This is a genomic window from Sodalis sp. C49, from assembly GCF_046352915.1.
Classification (GTDB): Bacteria; Pseudomonadota; Gammaproteobacteria; order Enterobacterales; family Enterobacteriaceae; genus Acerihabitans.
In genome coordinates, this window is record NZ_CP163303.1 from 128,801 (window position 1) to 145,814 (window position 17,014).

Here is a 17,014-nt window from a genome sequence, read left to right on the forward strand (position 1 = left end):
GACATCAGAACAGGGCGTCGGAGGCGAGGCGGGATTAATGAATATCAATAGCACCGTTATCAGCGGTTACCAGGCGCTTAGCGACATCGGCTACATTATTAAGGATAAGCGGCGCGTGCTGCTGGTGACGGATAAAAATATCGCCGCCATACCCGCGGTGCGCGCGGTGATGGCACAGGCGCGCAGCCCGGACCGCCGGGTGGATATTATCGACAGCGTGCCGCCGGAGCCGAGTCAGCATGACGTCGCGCGCATCCTGGCGTCGCTGGAGGTGCGGGACGTCGATATGGTTATCGGCATCGGCGGCGGCAGCGTGCTGGATGTGGCGAAACTGTTGTCGGTGCTGTGCGTGCCCGGCGCGCCGACGCTTGACGCGCTGCTGGCCGGCGAAAAACCGCGCGCCCGCGTCGCCTCGATGCTGATCCCCACCACCGCCGGCACCGGCTCGGAAGCCACGCCCAACGCCATACTGGCCATTCCGGAACAAGAGACCAAAGTCGGCATCATTTCGCCGATCATGCTGCCCGATATCGTGGCGCTGGCGCCGGAACTCACCACCAGCATGCCCGCGCATATCGCCGCCTCCACCGGCATCGATGCGTTATGCCACTTAATCGAATGTTTTACCGCCACCGTCGCCAACCCGGTCAGCGATAACTATGCCCTGATCGGCCTGAAAAAACTGTTCGCCAGCCTGGAAACCGCGGTGGCCGAGCCCGCCAACCTGGGAGCGCGTCTGGATATGCTGTGGGCATCCTATTACGGCGGCGCGGCGATTGCCCACGCCGGCACCCATTTGGTCCACGCCATGTCCTACCCGTTGGGCGGCAAGTACCATATTCCGCACGGCGTGGCCAACGCTATCCTGCTCGCTCCCTGCATGCGCTTCGTACGGCCGGCGGCGGTAAAGAAATTCGCCCGGGCCTACGATTTGCTGCCCACGGCCGATACGTCGCTTGACGAGGAAGAGAAATCACACGCGCTGGTGGACTATTTCGCCGCGCTGGTAAAACGTCTGCGGCTTCCCGCCAGCCTGGATGAGCTGGGGATCGCCGCCGATAATCTCTCTTATCTGGTGACGGCGGCGCTGGATGTACAGCGGCTGATGAAAAATGTCCCCGCGCCCGTGAGCGCGGCGGATGTCCGCGGCATCTACCTGGCGTTATTTCCGCAAAAGAATTATTGATTAATCAAGAGGATATTATGAGCCACACTATTCAAGGCGTACTGACCGCCATCGTCACCACCTTCGACCCTCAGGGCGAATACCATCCCAAGGCGATGCGCGCTCAGATCCGGCGCCAGCTGGACGCCGGCAACGGGATTTTCTGCGGCGGCACCAACGGCGAGTTCTTCGTGCTTAACGAGCGTGAAAAGCTGGCGGTTACCGAAACCTGCGTCGATGAAACGGCGGGCCAGGCGGCGGTGGTGGCCCATATCGGTGAAATATCCACGCGCGATACCATTCGCCTTGGCCGGCAGGTGGCCAAACTGGGGGTCGACGCGGTTTCGGTGATCACGCCGTATTTTGTGCCGCTGAAACAGGATGAATTAATGTCTCACTACCGGGCGGTGGCGGACGCCCTCGAGGTGCCGGTATTCCTCTACAATATTCCGGCGCGCACCGGCAATACGTTACAGCCGGATACCGTGCGCGACCTGGCGCAGCACCCCAATATTATCGGTATCAAGGACAGCGCGGGCAGCTACGAAAGCCTGAGCGGTTTCCTGGCAGTCGCCGCGGACATCGACGGTTTTAACGTGCTGAACGGCCCTGACTCCCTGATTCACCAGGGTTTTGTCGACGGCTGCACCGCCTGCATTTCCGGGCTGGCCAACGTCGCGCCCCGTGAAATCAACGCCATCTGGTCATTGTTCCATACCGGCGATATCGCGGGTTCGCGCCGGGCGCAGGAAAACGTGACAGGGTTGCGCACCGATCTTTACAGCGTGGCCTTTTCTCCGGCGGCGGTGAAAAAAGCGGTGGCGCTGATGGGCCATGACGTGGGCGAAAGCCGTTACGCCGTCCGGTTCAGCGCGGAACAGGAGCAGAAGATTCGCCATATCGTGAATCAATATCTGCAGTGATGGCGGCGCGGCACCCGGGTGCCGCCTTGTGACCTACCAGGACGCTACGATGAAAGTGATCTGCACCTCGCCCTCGTTTGCCAAATACGATGCTTCCCCCATCGACCGGCTGCAAGCACAGGGTTTTGAACTGATAATGTTACCCGCGGACGCGCCACTTGCCGCCCTTGAGCCGCATCTGGCGGACACGGTGGCGATGATCGTCGCCTTTACCGAGGTCAACGCCGCGTTGCTCGACGCGGCGCCCGGCCTGAAGATCGTCTGCAAACATGGCGTCGGCGTCGATAATATCGATCTGGACGCCACGCGCGCGCGCGGCATTTACGTCACCAACGTACCCGACGCCAATAAGCATGCCGTCGCCGACTTTGCCTTTTCCCTGATGCTGAGCGGCGCGCGCCAGGTGACGCAGGCGGTGGCCGGCACGCGCGCGGGCGATTGGCCGCGTATTTTTGCCACCGACGTCTACGGCAAGACCTTAGGCATTGTCGGCCTGGGCAATATCGGCAAGCAGGTGGCCCTGCGGGCGCGGGGATTCGCTATGCGCGTGCTGGCGTTTGATTTTTACCCGGACGAACGTTTTGCCGCCGAACACGGCGTCGAATTCGTCACGCTGGACAGGCTGACCGCCGAAAGCGATTTTATTACCCTGCATACGCCGCTGACCGATGAGACGCGCAATTTATTCGACGCGGCGCGCATCAAGCGCATGAAGTCCTCGGCGTTCCTGATCAACGTGGCGCGCGGCGGCGTGGTTAACGAACAGGACCTGTATGCGGCGCTCAGCGACGGGGTCATCGCCGGCGCGGCCGCCGATGTGTTTACCCAGGAGCCGCTGGCCGCCCATCCGCTGTTTACGCTGGCTAATTTCCTGCCGACATCCCATATCGCCGGCTATACCGACGGCGCCATCAGCGCCATCGGCGAACGCTGCGTACAGCAGATTATCCAGTGCGTCTGCCAGCATGAGCGGCCGGTGAATATCATGAACGCGCTATAACGGCGTCGAAAAATAACGGGCGCGGCCGCCGCCTGGTATGCAATGCCGGATAATACGTTATCCGGCGACTTAAACCTCTCCTCTACAGGCTCGTTGACGATGAATACAATAGCTGCTAAATCGCGCATTCGCTGGTGGGTCGCCGGACTGATGTGGCTGGCCATTGCCATTAACTATATTGATCGCACCGTACTCTCCGCCGCTGCGCCGCACCTGATCAAAGAACTCAGCCTGAACGCGGAAATGATGGGCTTTATCATGGCCGCGTTTTTCTGGTCTTATTCGCTGCTGCAAATTCCGGCCGGCTGGTTTGCCGACCGTTTCGGCCAGAAAAAGGGGCTCGGCCTGGCGGTGGCCTGGTGGTCCATCGCCACCTCGGTCATGGGGCTGGCTACCGGGTTTAAATCCCTGCTGGCGCTGCGCCTGGCATTGGGCGTCGGCGAGGCCGCGGCGTATCCCAGCAACGCCGGCATTACCGCGCGCTGGTTCCCTGATACGGAACGCGCCACCGTCTCCGGCCTGTTCGACAGCGCCTCGAAGTTCGGCGGCGCCGTGGCCATGCCGCTTATCGTATGGATGATTTATATGGTGGACTGGCGGCTGACGTTTATGATCATCGGCGGCATCGGCATACTGTGGGTGATCGCCTGGTATTTCATCTATACCGAAAACCCGGCGGATCATAAACGCATCAGCGCGCAGGAAGTCAGCTATATCCTGGACGGACAGGTGCAGAAACACGGCGACAAATCCGTGCTGCCGATGCGGTGGTACAAGCTGCTGCGCTATCGCAATATCTGGGCCATGTGCCTGGGCTTTTTCACCATAAATTATACCTCCTATTTCTTTATCACCTGGCTGCCGACCTATCTGGTGCAGGAAAAGGGCATGGATTTTATCAAGATGGGCATGGTGGCCGCGCTGCCGCTGATCTGCGGCATGGTGATTGAAGTGGTCGCCGGCTGGGCCTCGGATCGCGTGGTGGAGAGCGGGCGCCTGTCATTGACCGCCACGCGCAAGCTGTTCCTGACAGTCGGCCTGCTGATGGCGCTGTGCATCGGTTTCGCCCCGTTTACGGATTCCATTTTCATGACCGTGCTGCTGCTGTGCGTGGCGAAATCCGGCACCACCGTCGCGGCTTCGCAGGTCTGGGCGCTGCCCGGCGATGTGGCGCCGAAAAACAGCGTCTCCATCGTCGCCGGCCTGCAAAATACCGTCTCCAACCTCGGGGGCGCCATCGGTCCCATCGTGACCGGCGCCATCGTGGCGGCCACCGGCTCGTTTACCTTTGCGCTGGTGTTCTCCGCCGGGCTGGTGGTGCTCGGCATTATCAACTACCTGTTCCTGATGGGGAAGGTGGAGCCCATCGTCGAGGACGCCCCGGCGGGCAAACGGCCGGTGTCCCTGCGCAGCCGTGCCTAGCCTGCCACACATCATCGCCCGGCCGCCGCCGGCGCGATGATGTGTGTTCGGATACCTGCCGTTAACCATCATGTTATGGAGGCTTTATGTCGCTTGATTCCAATAACAGCGCGGCTATGCCCGAGACCGTCGTTAACGCGAGGGCTATGGGAAAAATGCGCTTTCTTATTCTCACCGTACTGTCCGTCGGCATCGCGATCAATTATATCGATCGCGCCGCCATGAGCGTGGCGATGCCGTTTATGTCGGAGGAATTGCATTTATCCAGCACCGACAGCGGCCTGCTGTTGTCCGCCTTTTTCTGGAGCTATGTGTTATTTCAACTGCCCGGCGGCTGGCTGGTGGATAAGTGGGGACCGCGGGTAACCTTCGCCATCAGCAGCCTGGGCTGGGGCCTGGCCACCGCCGCCTGCGGCCTGGCGCACGGCATCGGCGCCCTGGTGGGGTTCCGTTTTGTGCTCGGCGCCGTCGAGGCCCCCAGCTATCCCGCCAGCGCGGCGACCGTCACCCGCTGGTTTCCGCGCCAGGAGCGCAGTTTTGCCGCCGCCACCTTTAATAACGGCAGCAAAATCGGCGGCACCCTGGCTATCCCGTTGATCTCGTTCCTGATAGCCGGGGTGGGCTGGCGCATGACCTTTGTCATTTCCGGCCTGGTGGCCGTCATCTGGGCGGCAGGCTGGTACCTGTGGTATCGCGACCCCCGCCAGCACGGCACGGTGTCGCGGGAGGAGGTGGCGTTTATCGAGGCCAACCAGGAGCAGGCCACCGGCGCGCCGATGAGCGTGCGCCAGCTCATGGCGCAGCGTACCGTGCAGGCCATGATGGCCGGCTTTTTCTGTATCAACTTTGTTTCCTATTTCTTTTTTACCTGGTTTCCCACCTATCTGGTGGAAACCTTCCATCTTTCGCTGATGAAGTTCGGCCTGCTGGGCATGTTGCCCGGTATCGCCGCCATTGTCGGCGGCTGGTGCGGGGGGCTGCTGTCGGACAGCCTGGTAAGGCGCGGCGTTTCGCTGTCGGTGGCGCGTAAAATTCCGCTGGTGGGCGGTATGCTGGGCAGCTCGGTGATTGGCCTGGCCGCTTTTTCACCTACCGTCACCCTGGCGCTGTCCGCGCTCTGCTTCGCCAACTTTGCCGCGACCTTCGCCTCGGCGGCGCTATGGGCGCTGCCCTCGGACGTGGCCCCCAACCGCGCCAATGTCGCCACCATCGGCGGCATCCAGAATATGGCGGCCAATCTCGCCGGCATTATTTCACCGATACTGATAGGCGTGCTGATGCAGTTTACCCATTCTTTTGTGATTCCCCTGGTGCTGGCGGGGATCGTGGGGCTGTTCGGCGCGTTGATTTATGCCGTGTGGCTGCCCAGGGTCGAGCCGATGCGCTTAACCCCGCAGGCGTAAGGAGAGGACGATGAGCGAACAAACGCGTTGGACCCGGCGTCCGGAATACGCCACCTGGGGCGATTTTGGCCCCGACGATCAATTGGGCCGGCTTAATTTGCTGACGCCTGAGAAAGTGCGCGAGGGCGTGGCCGAGGTAAAAACCGGTCGCACCTTTTGCCTGAGCCTGCCGCTGGATCTGCCCGGCGGCACGGCGATGAATCCCAGGCGGCCGCCGCCCAGGCTTAACGCCACGCGGCGCGGCGAGCATCCCAACATGACCTATCCGCTGTCGCGCGATGACGCCCGCCTGACCGATATCATCTGCGACGACAGCGTGACGCTGGCGCTGCAATATTCCACGCAGTGGGACAGCCTGGCGCATATGGGCCAATGGTTCGACGTGCGCGGCGACGGCACGCCCGAAATGGTGTTCTATAACGGCTACCGCGCCGGTGTGGATATCATCGGCGAGCGTGATTTCCGGCCCGGCTGCGGCTGCGGCCAGGGCGGCCACCAGGGCGCAAAGCGGCTGGGTATTGAAAATATGGCGCGGCATGGCGTCCAGGGGCGGGCGGTGATGATCGACATCAAAAAGCATTTCGGCATCCGGCGCTTTGCCTTTGGCTATGCGCAGCTGCAACAGATCCTGGCGGCGGACAATATCGTCATCCGGCCCGGGGATATGGTGTGTTTCCGTACCGGTATGGATGAGGCTATATTTGCCATGGGCGGCGCCCCGGACGCGGATTATCTCGCACATCATTTTGCCGGCCTGGACGGCGGCGATCCGGCGCTGCGCCAATGGGTTGCAGAATGCGGCGTGGTAGCGTTAATTGCCGACAATCCGGCCGTGGAAATATTGCCGGCGCGCCCGTTGCACCAGGATTTTTATCCCTCGCATCCCCTGCACGATCTGTGCCTGTTCCGGCTGGGCGTTTACCTGGGCGAGCTGTGGCATTTAAGCGAACTCGCCGATTGGCTTTGCGCCCATCAACGCCACGCGTTCTTGCTGACCGCGCCGCCATTGCGGCTGCCGGGCGCGGTAGGCTCGCCCGTCACGCCGGTTGCCACGGTGTAAGCCGTGATAAAAAGAGATCCCCGTACCGACGTCCCGGCGCCGCGGCCGGGAGGTCAGCGAAAAGGGGCCCGGACGTCACAGCGGCACCAGATAGGCGGGAATTTGCACCTTGGGCAGCCCGAAAGCGCTGCTGAACCGCTGCAGCCAGCGTTCATCCGCACGCTGGAGATGGCGGCACAGGGTATCCGCCGCCCCCTGATGGTCATGGGCCAGCAGCAGATCGTAGATGTGCAGGTGCTCGTGCAGGGCATCCTCGATTAACGATAGCGGGATTTGCAGCACCGGATCAAATAAATAGCGGGTGGGAACAAATAAAATCCGTGTGCGCGCCAGCGTCTGCAGGATCTCTTTATTGGGGCAATACGACAATAAAATGTCGTGCAAATCGTTTTCGACCACATCCATGTTAAACCCGTCGCGCGGAAAGCCGCCCAGCGATTGTTTTACCCGGTTGCGCGCCTGCTCCATATGAAGCCTTGGCGCCCGGGGCGCGGCCTGCAGCAGGGCCGGCGGCTCGAGCAGCCAGCGGATTTCGTAGAGATGATGCGTTCGTTCCGGCGTCACCTGGGGCGCAATCCAGCGGCCGGGCGCGTCTTTGCTGACCAGCCCGACGCTGTGCATCCGGGCCAGCACATCCCTTACCACCGTGCGGCTAACGTTAAAATGTTCCGCCACGCGTTCTTCGATAATACGCACGGACGTGAAAATAATACTGGCGCACAGCGCCTGTTCCAGCTGGCCGTACATGCTTTCCCAGCGCGCTACGGCCGGGATTTTGATCATATCCAGATTGGCATGGTGCGCCACGCCGTCCGTCGCGCGCGCGCCGGCCACTTCATAACCGCGTCCCTCGACTTCCTGGATAAGCTGTTGCTCGCAGAGTCTTTTCAGCGCATGGCGCGCCGGGGAACGGCTGATGCCGAACGCCTTGGCCACATGCACCTCCAGCAGTCTTTCGCCCGGAGAGAGCCGGCCGTCGTCGATCATGGATTTCAACAGCTGATAGGCGCGATGCTGAATAGAGTGTTTATCCGTAGATTCCGACATAGCTTAATCATTTCAATGAGTACCTGTTTATCAGCATATCACAATCAAATCGCCGCCATCGGCTAGCGGCATCGTTTTTCATTATGCCGTCCCAACGCATCAAACTCCTTACGTGATCGCTCTCACATCCAGGGCATAAAAAGTGACGGATTTATCATTTCGTTTACTTTTTTTTGACATGTTGATGCATTTCGCCTTAAGTAAATGTGTTTTGTATGCAAAGTACATATTAATGCCTGCGCCGTCGCCAGCCGGTGATGGCCGGGCAAGGGGAAGACGGATGAAGATATTTCGGTGGGGAGACGACGGGCGGGAACGGCCCGGCATGATTGACCGTCAGGGAGAGCGGCGCGATCTGGGCGGCGTAATCGACGACTGGCGCGGGGCCGCGCTTTCCTCCGGCCAGCTGCGGCGGCTGCACGGCCTGGATGCGCGCACATTGCCGCGGGTTCCGGCGCAGGCGCGTTTGGGGCCCTGTATCGCCGGGGTGGGTAAAATCATTTGCGTCGGACTGAATTATCGCGACCACGCCCGGGAGGCCGGGATGGCGTTGCCCACCGAGCCTATCCTGTTTTTAAAAGCGGCCAGCGCCATCACCGGTCCTTTTGACGCGATCGAAATTCCTCCCGGGGCGGCCAAGGTCGACTGGGAAGTGGAGCTGGGGATTGTTATCGGCCAGGACGGACGTTACCTGGAGCCGGGGCGGGTGATGGAACACGTGGCGGGCTACTGCCTGTTCAACGATGTGTCGGAGCGCGCCTATCAGCTGGAGCGCGGCGGCCAGTGGGATAAAGGCAAATGCGCCGATACTTTTGCGCCCCTCGGGCCGTATCTGGTGACGCCGGATGAGATTACCGACGTGCAGGATCTCCCGCTGTGGCTGGAGGTGGACGGCGTGCGCCGCCAAGACGGCTCCACCCGCGATATGATTTTCGGCGTGGCGGAACTGCTGGCCTATGTCAGCCGGTTTATGAGCCTGCAGGCGGGGGATATTATCGCCACCGGCACCCCGGCGGGCGTGGGCATGGGATTACGGCCGCCGGTCTATCTGGCGCCCGGCCAGCGGGTAAGGGCGGGCATCGGCGGGCTGGGCGAGCAGGATAATCCCGTCGTTGCGGCCGGGGCGGGCTTATGAAGCCGGTCATCACCTGCGTGGACGATCTCCGCCGCCTGGCACGGCGGCGCGTGCCGGGATTATTTTACGATTATGTCGACAGCGGATCCTGGACCGAGTCCACCTACCGCGCCAATAGCCTCGATCTGGCGCGGCTGCATTTCCGCCAGCAGGTCGGGCGCAATGTCGCCGATATCAGTACCCGCGCCACTATTTTGGGTCAGCCGGCCGCGCTGCCGCTGGCGCTGGCGCCCGCCGGCCTGACCGGCATGATCTGGCCGGATGGCGAAATTCTGGCCGCCCGCGCGGCGGCGGCGGCCGGCGTGCCCTACACCCTGTCCACCGTCAGCATCTGCAGCATCGAGGACCTGGCCGCCCGGCTCGCGCAGCCGTTCTGGCTACAGCTGTATATGATGAAGGATCGGGGGTTTATCGCCGATCTGATCGCCCGCGCCCGCGCGGCAAGCTGTTCCGCCCTGGTGCTGACGCTGGATTTGCCGATCCAGGGGCAGCGCCATAAGGATATCCGCAACGGCCTGTCGGTGCCGCCGGCGCTGACCGCGTCCGGCATCCTGTCCATGCTGTCGCGCCCGCGCTGGTGCGCCGCCATGCTCAGAACGCCGCGCCGGACGTTCGGCAATATCGTCGGCCATGCGCGGGGAGTCACCGATACCCTGGGTTTTGCCGAGTGGGTCAGCCGTCAGTTCGACCGTACCGTTACCTGGGACGATATCGACTGGGTGAAGCAGCGCTGGGGCGGCAGGCTGATTGTTAAAGGCATCATGGACGCCGGCGACGCCCGCCGGGCGTTCGGCGCCGGCGCCGACGCCATTGTCGTTTCCAACCACGGCGGCAGGCAACTGGACGGCGCGCCGTCCAGCATCAGCGCGCTGCGGGCGATTGCCGACAGCGTCGGGGATGCCGGCGAAATCATCATGGACGGCGGCATCCGCAGCGGCCAGGACATGCTGCGCGCCCTGGCATTGGGGGCGGACAGCGTGATGATCGGACGCGCTTTTCTGTACGGTCTCGGCGCCCTGGGCGAGCAGGGCGTGGCCCTGTGCCTTGACATACTGCGCAAGGAGCTGGAAGCGACCATGGCGCTGTGCGGCGTCACCGCCCTCGAGCAGCTTGGTCCGGACGCCATTGTCGATTATCCCTGGCCTGCCGTCGCCTCGGCGCCGGCGCCGCGTACCCCCGCGCTTCGGTCCATCGCCGAGGCGCCCTGAACATCAACCCTGGATCCTGGAAAGGAGTGTTATATGTTTGGCGATTACAAAATGCATCCCGACAGCGGCGTCAATCCTCCCTACGCGCCGGCCTACCCCGTGGAATGGGAATGTCCGCTGCGCACGCTGGAAGTGGTGACCCGGGTCGAACGGCGCAAGGTAGAGGCGTTGCTGCGCGATACCCCTTTCGAACTGGTCAACGACCGGGTGGCGTTCCGTTTTATGCTTTCGCCCGGCCATACCCTGGCACTACACAGCGGGGAAATGTTTGATTTGATGGTCACGGTGCCGGTGCGTTACCAGTCGTTGTTTACCCAAACCCATATCTTCATGTATTGCAGCGACCCGATGGGCATCTGCGCCGGCCGCGAGCTGTTCGGCTACACCAAAAAGGATACCCACTACGCCTTCCGTGAAACCGACGACGGCCGAATCAGCGGCTGGGTGCGGCGGCGCAACGTGCCGCTGGCGGATTTCCATTTTACTCCCGACGCCGCGGCGCCGCTGGTGCTGCTCACCGACGAGGCGGAACAGCCGGCGGGCGAAATTCATGTGCGCCGCCTGCCCGATCCGGAAAAACCGGCCACCGCCTATGCCGATGTGGTCTATCGCCGCACGCCGCTGCGCTATTCGGCGCCGGTACGCGGCCATATCGACTGGACATTGCACGCCAGCCCGTTTGATCCCATCGCGGCGCTGGAGCCTGAGGTGCTGAGCGCGCATTTCATGACCTCGGATGTGTATGGCGGCGGGTTCGCCGTGGAAGATCGCCGCCTGCTGGCGCGTCTTTATCCCTGATCGCGGAGAGCACCATGATGACAGATCCGGTGGCGATTATTACCGGCGCGGGCGGCGGCATCGGCCGCGCGGTGGCGTTAACCCTGGCGCGGCAGGGATGGCGCCTGGTGCTGGCGGAACAGGAGGCGCAGGCGCTTGAGGCGTGCCGGCGCGCGTGCGCGTCGCTCGGCGCCGAAACGACGGCTGTGGCCGGCGATATCGGCAGCGAGCGCGATGTGGCGGCGCTGGCCGGCGCCGCCGCCCGTCTCTACGGCGGATGCCAGGGGTTTGTCAGCTGCGCGGGCATGGCGGGCGCCGTGCGGGAGATAAGCGACTACCCCGGCGACATGTTTCGCCAGGTGCTGGCGGTAAATACCTGCGGCACCTTTTATTGCCTGAAGTACGCGTTGCCGCTGCTGCGCCGGCAGGGCGGCAGTTTCGTGGCCATCGCCTCCACGTCGGCGATACGCGGCCGTGCCAACATGGCCGGTTATGTCGCCAGTAAACACGCGGTGCTGGGCCTGGTCAGGAGCAGCGCGCTGGAATGCGTCGGCAGCCAAGTGCGGGTCAACGCCGTACTGCCCGGTCCCACGCAAACCGCCATGATCGAGGCCATCGATCGCATGGCGGCCGAACAGGCGCCGGGCGGCGGCATCAAACGGGCGACGACGGCGCCGTACGGCACCCCCGACGATGTGGCGCAGATGGTGTCGTTTTTACTGTCACCGGCGTCCAGTCATATCAACGGCGCGTCGCTGGTCGTAGACGGCGGCGGCACCGTGGCCTGATCCCATCCCCCTGGAGGAGATGCACCATGAGTTCAAAAATTATCACGGCGCAGTATGCGCCGCGGGTGACCGCGCAGCATAAACGGGCGCTGGTCGCCGCCTGCATCGGTAATTTCATCGAGTATTTTGACTTTGTGATTTACGGCTATTTCGCCTCGGTGATCGCCCGGCTGTTTTTCCCGGCGGAAAACCAGGCCGCCAGCCTGCTGCTCACCTTTGCGGTGTTTGCCATCAGCTACGCCTCCCGTCCCCTGGGCGGTATTATCTTCGGCCATCTGGGCGATCGCTACGGCCGCAAAATACCGCTGTCGATTGCGATTATGCTGATAGCCGGCTCCACCACGGTCATCGGTTTAATGCCGACCTACGACACCATCGGCCTGGCCGCGCCGGTGATCCTGACGCTGGCCCGCTTGATCCAGGGAATCTCGGTGGGCGGCGAATACGGCGGCGCCACGTCGTTTATTTCCGAATACGCGCCGCCGCACCGGCGGGGGTTATATACCGGCTGGCAAACCTTCACCATCGGCCTGGCGCTGCTGGCCGGCGGCGGGGTGGCGACGGCGCTGACCGCCCTGCTGTCCGCCGAAGACCTGCATGCCTGGGGCTGGCGCCTGCCGTTCCTGGCGGGGCTGCCCCTGGGGTTCGTCGGGCTTTATCTGCGCCTGAAGCTGGAGGAAACGCCGCATTTCGCCAAGGTGAAAAAATCCGCCGGGGTGGAAAAAGCCCCGCTGCTGACGGGATTACGCCAGGAATGGCGCGCCATCCTGATCGGCATGGGGCTGATCGCGGCGCCTTCCGCCTGTATTTATATCTATTATATTTATTCGCCCACCTATCTGTCGGTGGTGCTGGGGTTCTCCCTGGCGCAGGCGCAGCGCGCCAATCTGTACAGTCTGGCGTTCTATTGCTGCCTGCTGCCCGGGTTCGCCTGGCTGAGCGATATCATCGGCCGGCGCCCGCTGATGATCGCCAGTTCGCTGGCCATTGCGCTGGTCACTTATCCGGCGTTTCATCTGCTTAACGCCGGCAATTTTAACCAGACGGTGCTGGGGCTGTGCCTGATGAGCCTGGCGTTTGCCCCGCATTCGGCCACCGCGCTCTGCGCCATGGCGGAAATCATGCCTACCCGCATCCGCTATACCGGGCTGTCCGTCAGCCTGAATATTCCCGTCACTCTGCTGGGGGGTACCGCGCCTTTTATCGCCACCTGGCTGGTGAGCGCCACCGGGGATTTGCAGTCGCCCGCCTGGTTTGTCATCGCCGCCGCCGGCGCGTCGCTCATCGCCGCGCTGGCCTATGGCGAAACCCTGCGCAGCGGCCTGCGCCATCATTAGCCCTGGAGAAGAGGACGATAAAACCCAGCGGCAAAGCCGTACGGGTCAGCGGCGGCGGTCTTGGCCATGCCGTCGCCGCCATCGCGCGGGCGCTTGCGCCGTTCTCACTCACACCGGTATGGAAATGTGATGCAGAGTACGTTATAGATATCCGTCATCACCCACCCGCTCTCCCGGACAGGAAACCGACCCATGCCAACTCCCTATGACTACCTGCAACGACACGCTTGCGAACTCCTTGGCGATATCAAGCGCCTGGTACAGGCGCAGTCGCCGTCGTTAAATAAAACCGCGGTGGACCGGTGCGGCGCGGTGCTGCAAAGCATGGCGGTCGAGCGCCTGGGCGCGGACGCGCAGGTATACCGGCAGGAGACGCTGGGCGATCACCTGTCCTTTTCCGTCGGCGAGGGGCCCGGGCTGACCTGCATTCTCGGCCACTTCGATACCGTGTGGGAACTCGACGAACTGGAGATGGCTGAACGGGACGGCAAGCTTTTCGGTCCCGGCGTGCTGGATATGAAAGCGGGACTGGTCCAGGCGATCTGGGCGGTGCGCGCCTTGCAACAATGCGGGTTGCTGCACGGCCAACGGGTCGTCTTTATATGCCCGTCGGATGAGGAGCTGGGCAGCCCCAGCTCGCGTCAATGGATAGAGCGGCAGGCGGCCGGCGCCGATCGCGTGCTGGTGGCGGAACCAGCCGTTGCCCATACCCATGAGGCGAAAATCGCCCGCAAGGGCGTGGGCCGCTTTGATATCAGGATTACCGGACGCGCCGCCCATGCCGGCAATAATCCGGAGGAGGGCGTCAGCGCCATCCAGGAAATGGCGCATCAAATCCTGTATCTGCACAGCCTGAACGCGCCGCAGATGGGCACCACGGTTAACGTCGGGGCGGCGCAGGGCGGCGGCAAAATCAATGTGGTGGCCGACCAGGCCTACCTTGGCGTGGATTTGCGCGTCACGCATATGGCGGAGGCGGAACGCCTGCTGGCGGCGATTCACGGCATCTGCGCGACACTGCCGGGGATCAGCATCGAGATAACCGGCGGCATGTCCCGGCCGCCGATGGAACAAACGCCGCAAAACATGGCCTTGTTTAGCCAGGCGCAACGCGCCGCGCAACGGCTGGGCGTCGCGCTGGCGGGCAAGGCGGTGGGCGGCGGCAGCGACGGCAATTTCACCTCCGCGCTGGGCATCGCCACCCTTGACGGCCTGGGCGCCACCGGGGCCGGCATCCATGCCCGCCATGAACATATCATTATCGCCGATATCCCGCTGCGGGCCGCGCTGCTGGCCGAAATTATCCGCGGAGAAATCGACTGAGGCGCGGCCGGCATGGCGCCGGTAGCGCCTCAGGGGCTAGGGCTAGCGGCCGAGCAGCTCGACGAATTTTGCCAGCCATTGCGGGTGGGCGGGCCAGGCCGGCGCGGTGACCAGGTTATCGTCCACCCAGGCCTGATCGACGCCGATATCGGCATACTGGCCGCCCCCCAGGCGAATCTCGGGCGCGCAGGCCGGGTAGGCGCTGCAGGTGCGGCCCTTCAGCACGCCGGCCGCCGCCAGGATCTGCGGTCCGTGGCATACGGCGGCAATGGGTTTATCGGCGGCGTCAAATTCCTGCACCAAGGCGATCACCGCGGGATTGAGCCGCAGATATTCCGGCGCCCGGCCGCCCGGGATCACCAGGGCGTCATAGTCCTGCGCCCGCGCGGCGGCAAAATCGGCGTTAAGCACAAAGCGATGGCCCGGTTTCTCGCTATAGGTCTGCGCGCCGTCAAAATCATGGATCGCGGTCAGCACGTATTCGCCCTTGCCTTTATCGGGGCAGACGGCGTCCACGCGATGGCCCAGCATCTGCAATGCCTGGAACGGCACCATGGCTTCATAATCTTCGACGTAATCGCCGACCAGCAGCAAAATCTTTTTTGTGGTCATGATGAAAACTCCCTGGAGAGGTGGAGGAGAAAGGCACAAGATTCAGCCCATGTCAGCGCAGGGCCAGCCGGGCATTCACTGCCCTGATGACGCTATTTTAGCTTAAAAAGCGCCTGAATAATGGCATTTGGCTAACAAAACAGCCCCGGGACGGCCTGCGCCGCTGCGCCGGTGGGGGCTTATCGTAATGCGCGCGCTAAGAGAGGTTTCGTCATAACCGGCGCCGCGATAGGGATATTTTGCCGCCTGCCCAAGAAGTGTGACTGCGTTCAAAACACCGTGTTGAACCATCTAGTATGGTAGTGCGCATTGTTTATCATCAGCAGGTGTGAAATGGCATTTATCGACCGGGATTTTTTGTTAAAGAGCGATTGCGCGCGCGAGCTTTATCATCAGGTCGCCGCGCTTGCGCCTATTATCGACTACCACTGCCATCTTGATCCCCGGGTTATCGCCGAGGATCGTCCTTTTGCCAACCTGACCGAACTCTGGCTGGCCGGGGATCATTATAAATGGCGCGCCATGCGCGCCAACGGCATACCCGAGGAATTCATTACCGGCAACGCCTGTGCGATGGAAAAATTCCAGGCCTGGGCGCAGACCGTCGAGGCTTGTGTCGGCAATCCGCTCTACCACTGGACCCATCTGGAGCTTAAATTCTATTTCGGTATCACCGAGCCCCTGAACGGTCAAAACTGGCGGGGCGTTTGGGATCGGGTCAATCCGCTATTGCAACAGCCATCGTTTTCACCGCGCGGATTGATACGTCAATCCAATGTCGAGGTCATTTGTACCACCGATGCCCCGACCGATTCCCTGGAATACCATCAGGCGTTGCGCGATGACGCGGATTTTGCCACCCGGGTGCTGCCGACGTTCAGGCCCGACGAGGCGCTGGAGGCCGACGGCGACGTCTTCCGGCGCTTTATCGCCCGTCTTGAGCAACTCAACGGCGCCGCCATTCACCGTTTTGACGACTACCTGGCGGCGCTGGATGCCCGCGTCGGCTATTTCCACCAGCATGGCGGCAGGCTTTCCGATCACGGCCTGACGCGTATTGCCTATTTACCGTCCACGCCAATGGAACAGGAAGCGCTGTTCCAGCGGAAAAGGGCGGGCGACGCGCTCGCGGGCGACGACCAGGTCCGTTACCAATCCGCGGTGCTGCTGGCGCTGGCCGGCTTTTACGCCAAACGCGGCTGGACCATGCAGATCCATTTTGGCGCGCTGCGTAACGCCAATACCCGGATGTTTCAGCAGCTCGGCGCGAATGTCGGTTACGATTCCATTTGCGATCAGTCCGACATCGCGCCGCATCTTAACCGGCTGTTCGACGCCATGGCGCTACGGGACGCCCTGCCGAAAATCATCGTTTATAACCTGGATCCGTCGCTCAATGACGTGGTGGCCTCCACGCTGGCCAATTTCCAAACCGGGGGCGGGGTTAAATCGAACATGCAGTTCGGCGCCGGCTGGTGGTTTAACGATACCCGGCGCGGCATGATCCGCCAACTGACCACGCTGGCCGACCACGGACTGTTAATGAATTTTGTCGGTATGCTTACCGACTCGCGCAGCTTTATTTCCTACACCCGGCATGATTATTTTCGCCGCATTTTATGTGATCTGATTGGCGAGTGGGTCACGGCGGGACATATTCCCGCCGACCAGGCCTTGCTGGAAAAACTTATCGGTAATATTTGTTATCAGAATGCCAAGGTTTATTTTGATTTTTAGCGATCGCTGTTATTGCATGAGTCAGATTTAATATTTGAGACATAATATTATTTTTGACTTTATCGTCATTTTTTAAA

At 62.1% G+C, this 17,014-nt stretch carries 15 protein-coding genes; 13 read left to right on the forward strand and 2 right to left on the reverse strand.

What is annotated here, in order from left to right; genetic code table 11:
- The first annotated feature begins 37 nt into the window (after window positions 1-37).
- From ABUK12_RS00525 to ABUK12_RS00550, 6 genes are all read left to right on the forward strand, one after another.
- Window positions 38-1,186: an iron-containing alcohol dehydrogenase gene (locus tag ABUK12_RS00525; protein WP_410014449.1), complete on the forward strand. Its 1,149-nt coding sequence runs from the start codon at window positions 38-40 to the stop codon at window positions 1,184-1,186.
- 17 nt (window positions 1,187-1,203) lie between these two features.
- A complete protein-coding gene (locus ABUK12_RS00530) occupies window positions 1,204-2,088 on the forward strand; it encodes a dihydrodipicolinate synthase family protein (protein WP_410014450.1) in 885 nt (294 codons plus the stop codon).
- 49 nt (window positions 2,089-2,137) lie between these two features.
- Window positions 2,138-3,088, forward strand: a complete 951-nt coding sequence (locus ABUK12_RS00535; protein WP_410014451.1) for a phosphoglycerate dehydrogenase — start codon at window positions 2,138-2,140, stop codon at window positions 3,086-3,088.
- A gap of 99 nt (window positions 3,089-3,187) precedes the next feature.
- Entirely contained in the window at window positions 3,188-4,510 is a 1,323-nt protein-coding gene (locus ABUK12_RS00540; protein WP_410014452.1) for an MFS transporter, read from the forward strand.
- 86 nt (window positions 4,511-4,596) lie between these two features.
- Window positions 4,597-5,913, forward strand: a complete 1,317-nt coding sequence (locus ABUK12_RS00545; protein WP_410014453.1) for an MFS transporter — start codon at window positions 4,597-4,599, stop codon at window positions 5,911-5,913.
- A 10-nt stretch (window positions 5,914-5,923) separates the two neighbouring features.
- Window positions 5,924-6,973, forward strand: coding sequence for a cyclase family protein (locus tag ABUK12_RS00550; RefSeq protein ID WP_410014454.1), 1,050 nt, complete (start codon window positions 5,924-5,926; stop codon window positions 6,971-6,973).
- Between the two features lie 75 nt (window positions 6,974-7,048).
- Here ABUK12_RS00550 and ABUK12_RS00555 read toward each other — a convergent pair whose 3' ends face one another.
- Window positions 7,049-8,020 (reverse strand): GntR family transcriptional regulator, encoded by a 972-nt coding sequence (locus tag ABUK12_RS00555; RefSeq protein ID WP_410014455.1) that lies wholly within the window; start codon window positions 8,018-8,020, stop codon window positions 7,049-7,051.
- Window positions 8,021-8,300: 280 nt separating this feature from the next.
- On the opposite strand from ABUK12_RS00555, the gene ABUK12_RS00560 reads away from it, so the two are divergent.
- The 6 genes from ABUK12_RS00560 to ABUK12_RS00585 all read left to right on the forward strand — a co-directional run bounded on the left by ABUK12_RS00560 (window position 8,301) and on the right by ABUK12_RS00585 (window position 14,588).
- Window positions 8,301-9,155, forward strand: a complete 855-nt coding sequence (locus ABUK12_RS00560) for a fumarylacetoacetate hydrolase family protein (protein ID WP_410014456.1) — start codon at window positions 8,301-8,303, stop codon at window positions 9,153-9,155.
- A complete protein-coding gene (locus ABUK12_RS00565; protein WP_410014457.1) occupies window positions 9,152-10,363 on the forward strand; it encodes an alpha-hydroxy acid oxidase in 1,212 nt (403 codons plus the stop codon). Before ABUK12_RS00560 ends, ABUK12_RS00565 begins: the two co-directional genes overlap by 4 nt.
- Window positions 10,364-10,396: 33 nt before the next feature.
- Window positions 10,397-11,161 carry an acetoacetate decarboxylase family protein gene (locus ABUK12_RS00570; protein WP_410014458.1) on the forward strand — a complete coding sequence of 255 codons (765 nt, stop codon included), beginning with the start codon at window positions 10,397-10,399 and terminating at the stop codon, window positions 11,159-11,161.
- 14 nt (window positions 11,162-11,175) lie between these two features.
- Window positions 11,176-11,928, forward strand: a complete 753-nt coding sequence (locus ABUK12_RS00575; protein WP_410014459.1) for an SDR family NAD(P)-dependent oxidoreductase — start codon at window positions 11,176-11,178, stop codon at window positions 11,926-11,928.
- Between the two features lie 26 nt (window positions 11,929-11,954).
- Window positions 11,955-13,265: an MFS transporter gene (locus tag ABUK12_RS00580; RefSeq protein ID WP_410014460.1), complete on the forward strand. Its 1,311-nt coding sequence runs from the start codon at window positions 11,955-11,957 to the stop codon at window positions 13,263-13,265.
- Window positions 13,266-13,457: 192 nt separating this feature from the next.
- Window positions 13,458-14,588 carry a M20 family metallopeptidase gene (locus ABUK12_RS00585; protein ID WP_410014461.1) on the forward strand — a complete coding sequence of 377 codons (1,131 nt, stop codon included), beginning with the start codon at window positions 13,458-13,460 and terminating at the stop codon, window positions 14,586-14,588.
- Window positions 14,589-14,630: 42 nt separating this feature from the next.
- Here the strand turns inward: ABUK12_RS00585 and ABUK12_RS00590 are convergent, their stop codons facing one another.
- Entirely contained in the window at window positions 14,631-15,200 is a 570-nt protein-coding gene (locus tag ABUK12_RS00590) for a DJ-1/PfpI family protein (RefSeq protein ID WP_410014462.1), read from the reverse strand.
- Window positions 15,201-15,533: 333 nt separating this feature from the next.
- On the opposite strand from ABUK12_RS00590, the gene uxaC reads away from it, so the two are divergent.
- Window positions 15,534-16,937, forward strand: coding sequence for a glucuronate isomerase (gene uxaC, locus ABUK12_RS00595; RefSeq protein WP_410014463.1), 1,404 nt, complete (start codon window positions 15,534-15,536; stop codon window positions 16,935-16,937).
- The last annotated feature ends 77 nt before the right edge of the window (window positions 16,938-17,014 follow it).

What these genes read in the sequence shown, in the direction of transcription:
- ABUK12_RS00525 (WP_410014449.1), top strand. Translation starts at nt 38, where the DNA reads ATGAATATCAATAGCACCGTTATCAGCGGTTACCAGGCGCTTAGCGAC.
- ABUK12_RS00530 (WP_410014450.1), top strand. Translation starts at nt 1,204, where the DNA reads ATGAGCCACACTATTCAAGGCGTACTGACCGCCATCGTCACCACCTTC.
- ABUK12_RS00535 (WP_410014451.1), top strand. Translation starts at nt 2,138, where the DNA reads ATGAAAGTGATCTGCACCTCGCCCTCGTTTGCCAAATACGATGCTTCC.
- ABUK12_RS00540 (WP_410014452.1), top strand. Translation starts at nt 3,188, where the DNA reads ATGAATACAATAGCTGCTAAATCGCGCATTCGCTGGTGGGTCGCCGGA.
- ABUK12_RS00545 (WP_410014453.1), top strand. Translation starts at nt 4,597, where the DNA reads ATGTCGCTTGATTCCAATAACAGCGCGGCTATGCCCGAGACCGTCGTT.
- ABUK12_RS00550 (WP_410014454.1), top strand. Translation starts at nt 5,924, where the DNA reads ATGAGCGAACAAACGCGTTGGACCCGGCGTCCGGAATACGCCACCTGG.
- ABUK12_RS00555 (WP_410014455.1), bottom strand. Translation starts at nt 8,020, where the DNA reads ATGTCGGAATCTACGGATAAACACTCTATTCAGCATCGCGCCTATCAG.
- ABUK12_RS00560 (WP_410014456.1), top strand. Translation starts at nt 8,301, where the DNA reads ATGAAGATATTTCGGTGGGGAGACGACGGGCGGGAACGGCCCGGCATG.
- ABUK12_RS00565 (WP_410014457.1), top strand. Translation starts at nt 9,152, where the DNA reads ATGAAGCCGGTCATCACCTGCGTGGACGATCTCCGCCGCCTGGCACGG.
- ABUK12_RS00570 (WP_410014458.1), top strand. Translation starts at nt 10,397, where the DNA reads ATGTTTGGCGATTACAAAATGCATCCCGACAGCGGCGTCAATCCTCCC.
- ABUK12_RS00575 (WP_410014459.1), top strand. Translation starts at nt 11,176, where the DNA reads ATGATGACAGATCCGGTGGCGATTATTACCGGCGCGGGCGGCGGCATC.
- ABUK12_RS00580 (WP_410014460.1), top strand. Translation starts at nt 11,955, where the DNA reads ATGAGTTCAAAAATTATCACGGCGCAGTATGCGCCGCGGGTGACCGCG.
- ABUK12_RS00585 (WP_410014461.1), top strand. Translation starts at nt 13,458, where the DNA reads ATGCCAACTCCCTATGACTACCTGCAACGACACGCTTGCGAACTCCTT.
- ABUK12_RS00590 (WP_410014462.1), bottom strand. Translation starts at nt 15,200, where the DNA reads ATGACCACAAAAAAGATTTTGCTGCTGGTCGGCGATTACGTCGAAGAT.
- uxaC (WP_410014463.1), top strand. Translation starts at nt 15,534, where the DNA reads ATGGCATTTATCGACCGGGATTTTTTGTTAAAGAGCGATTGCGCGCGC.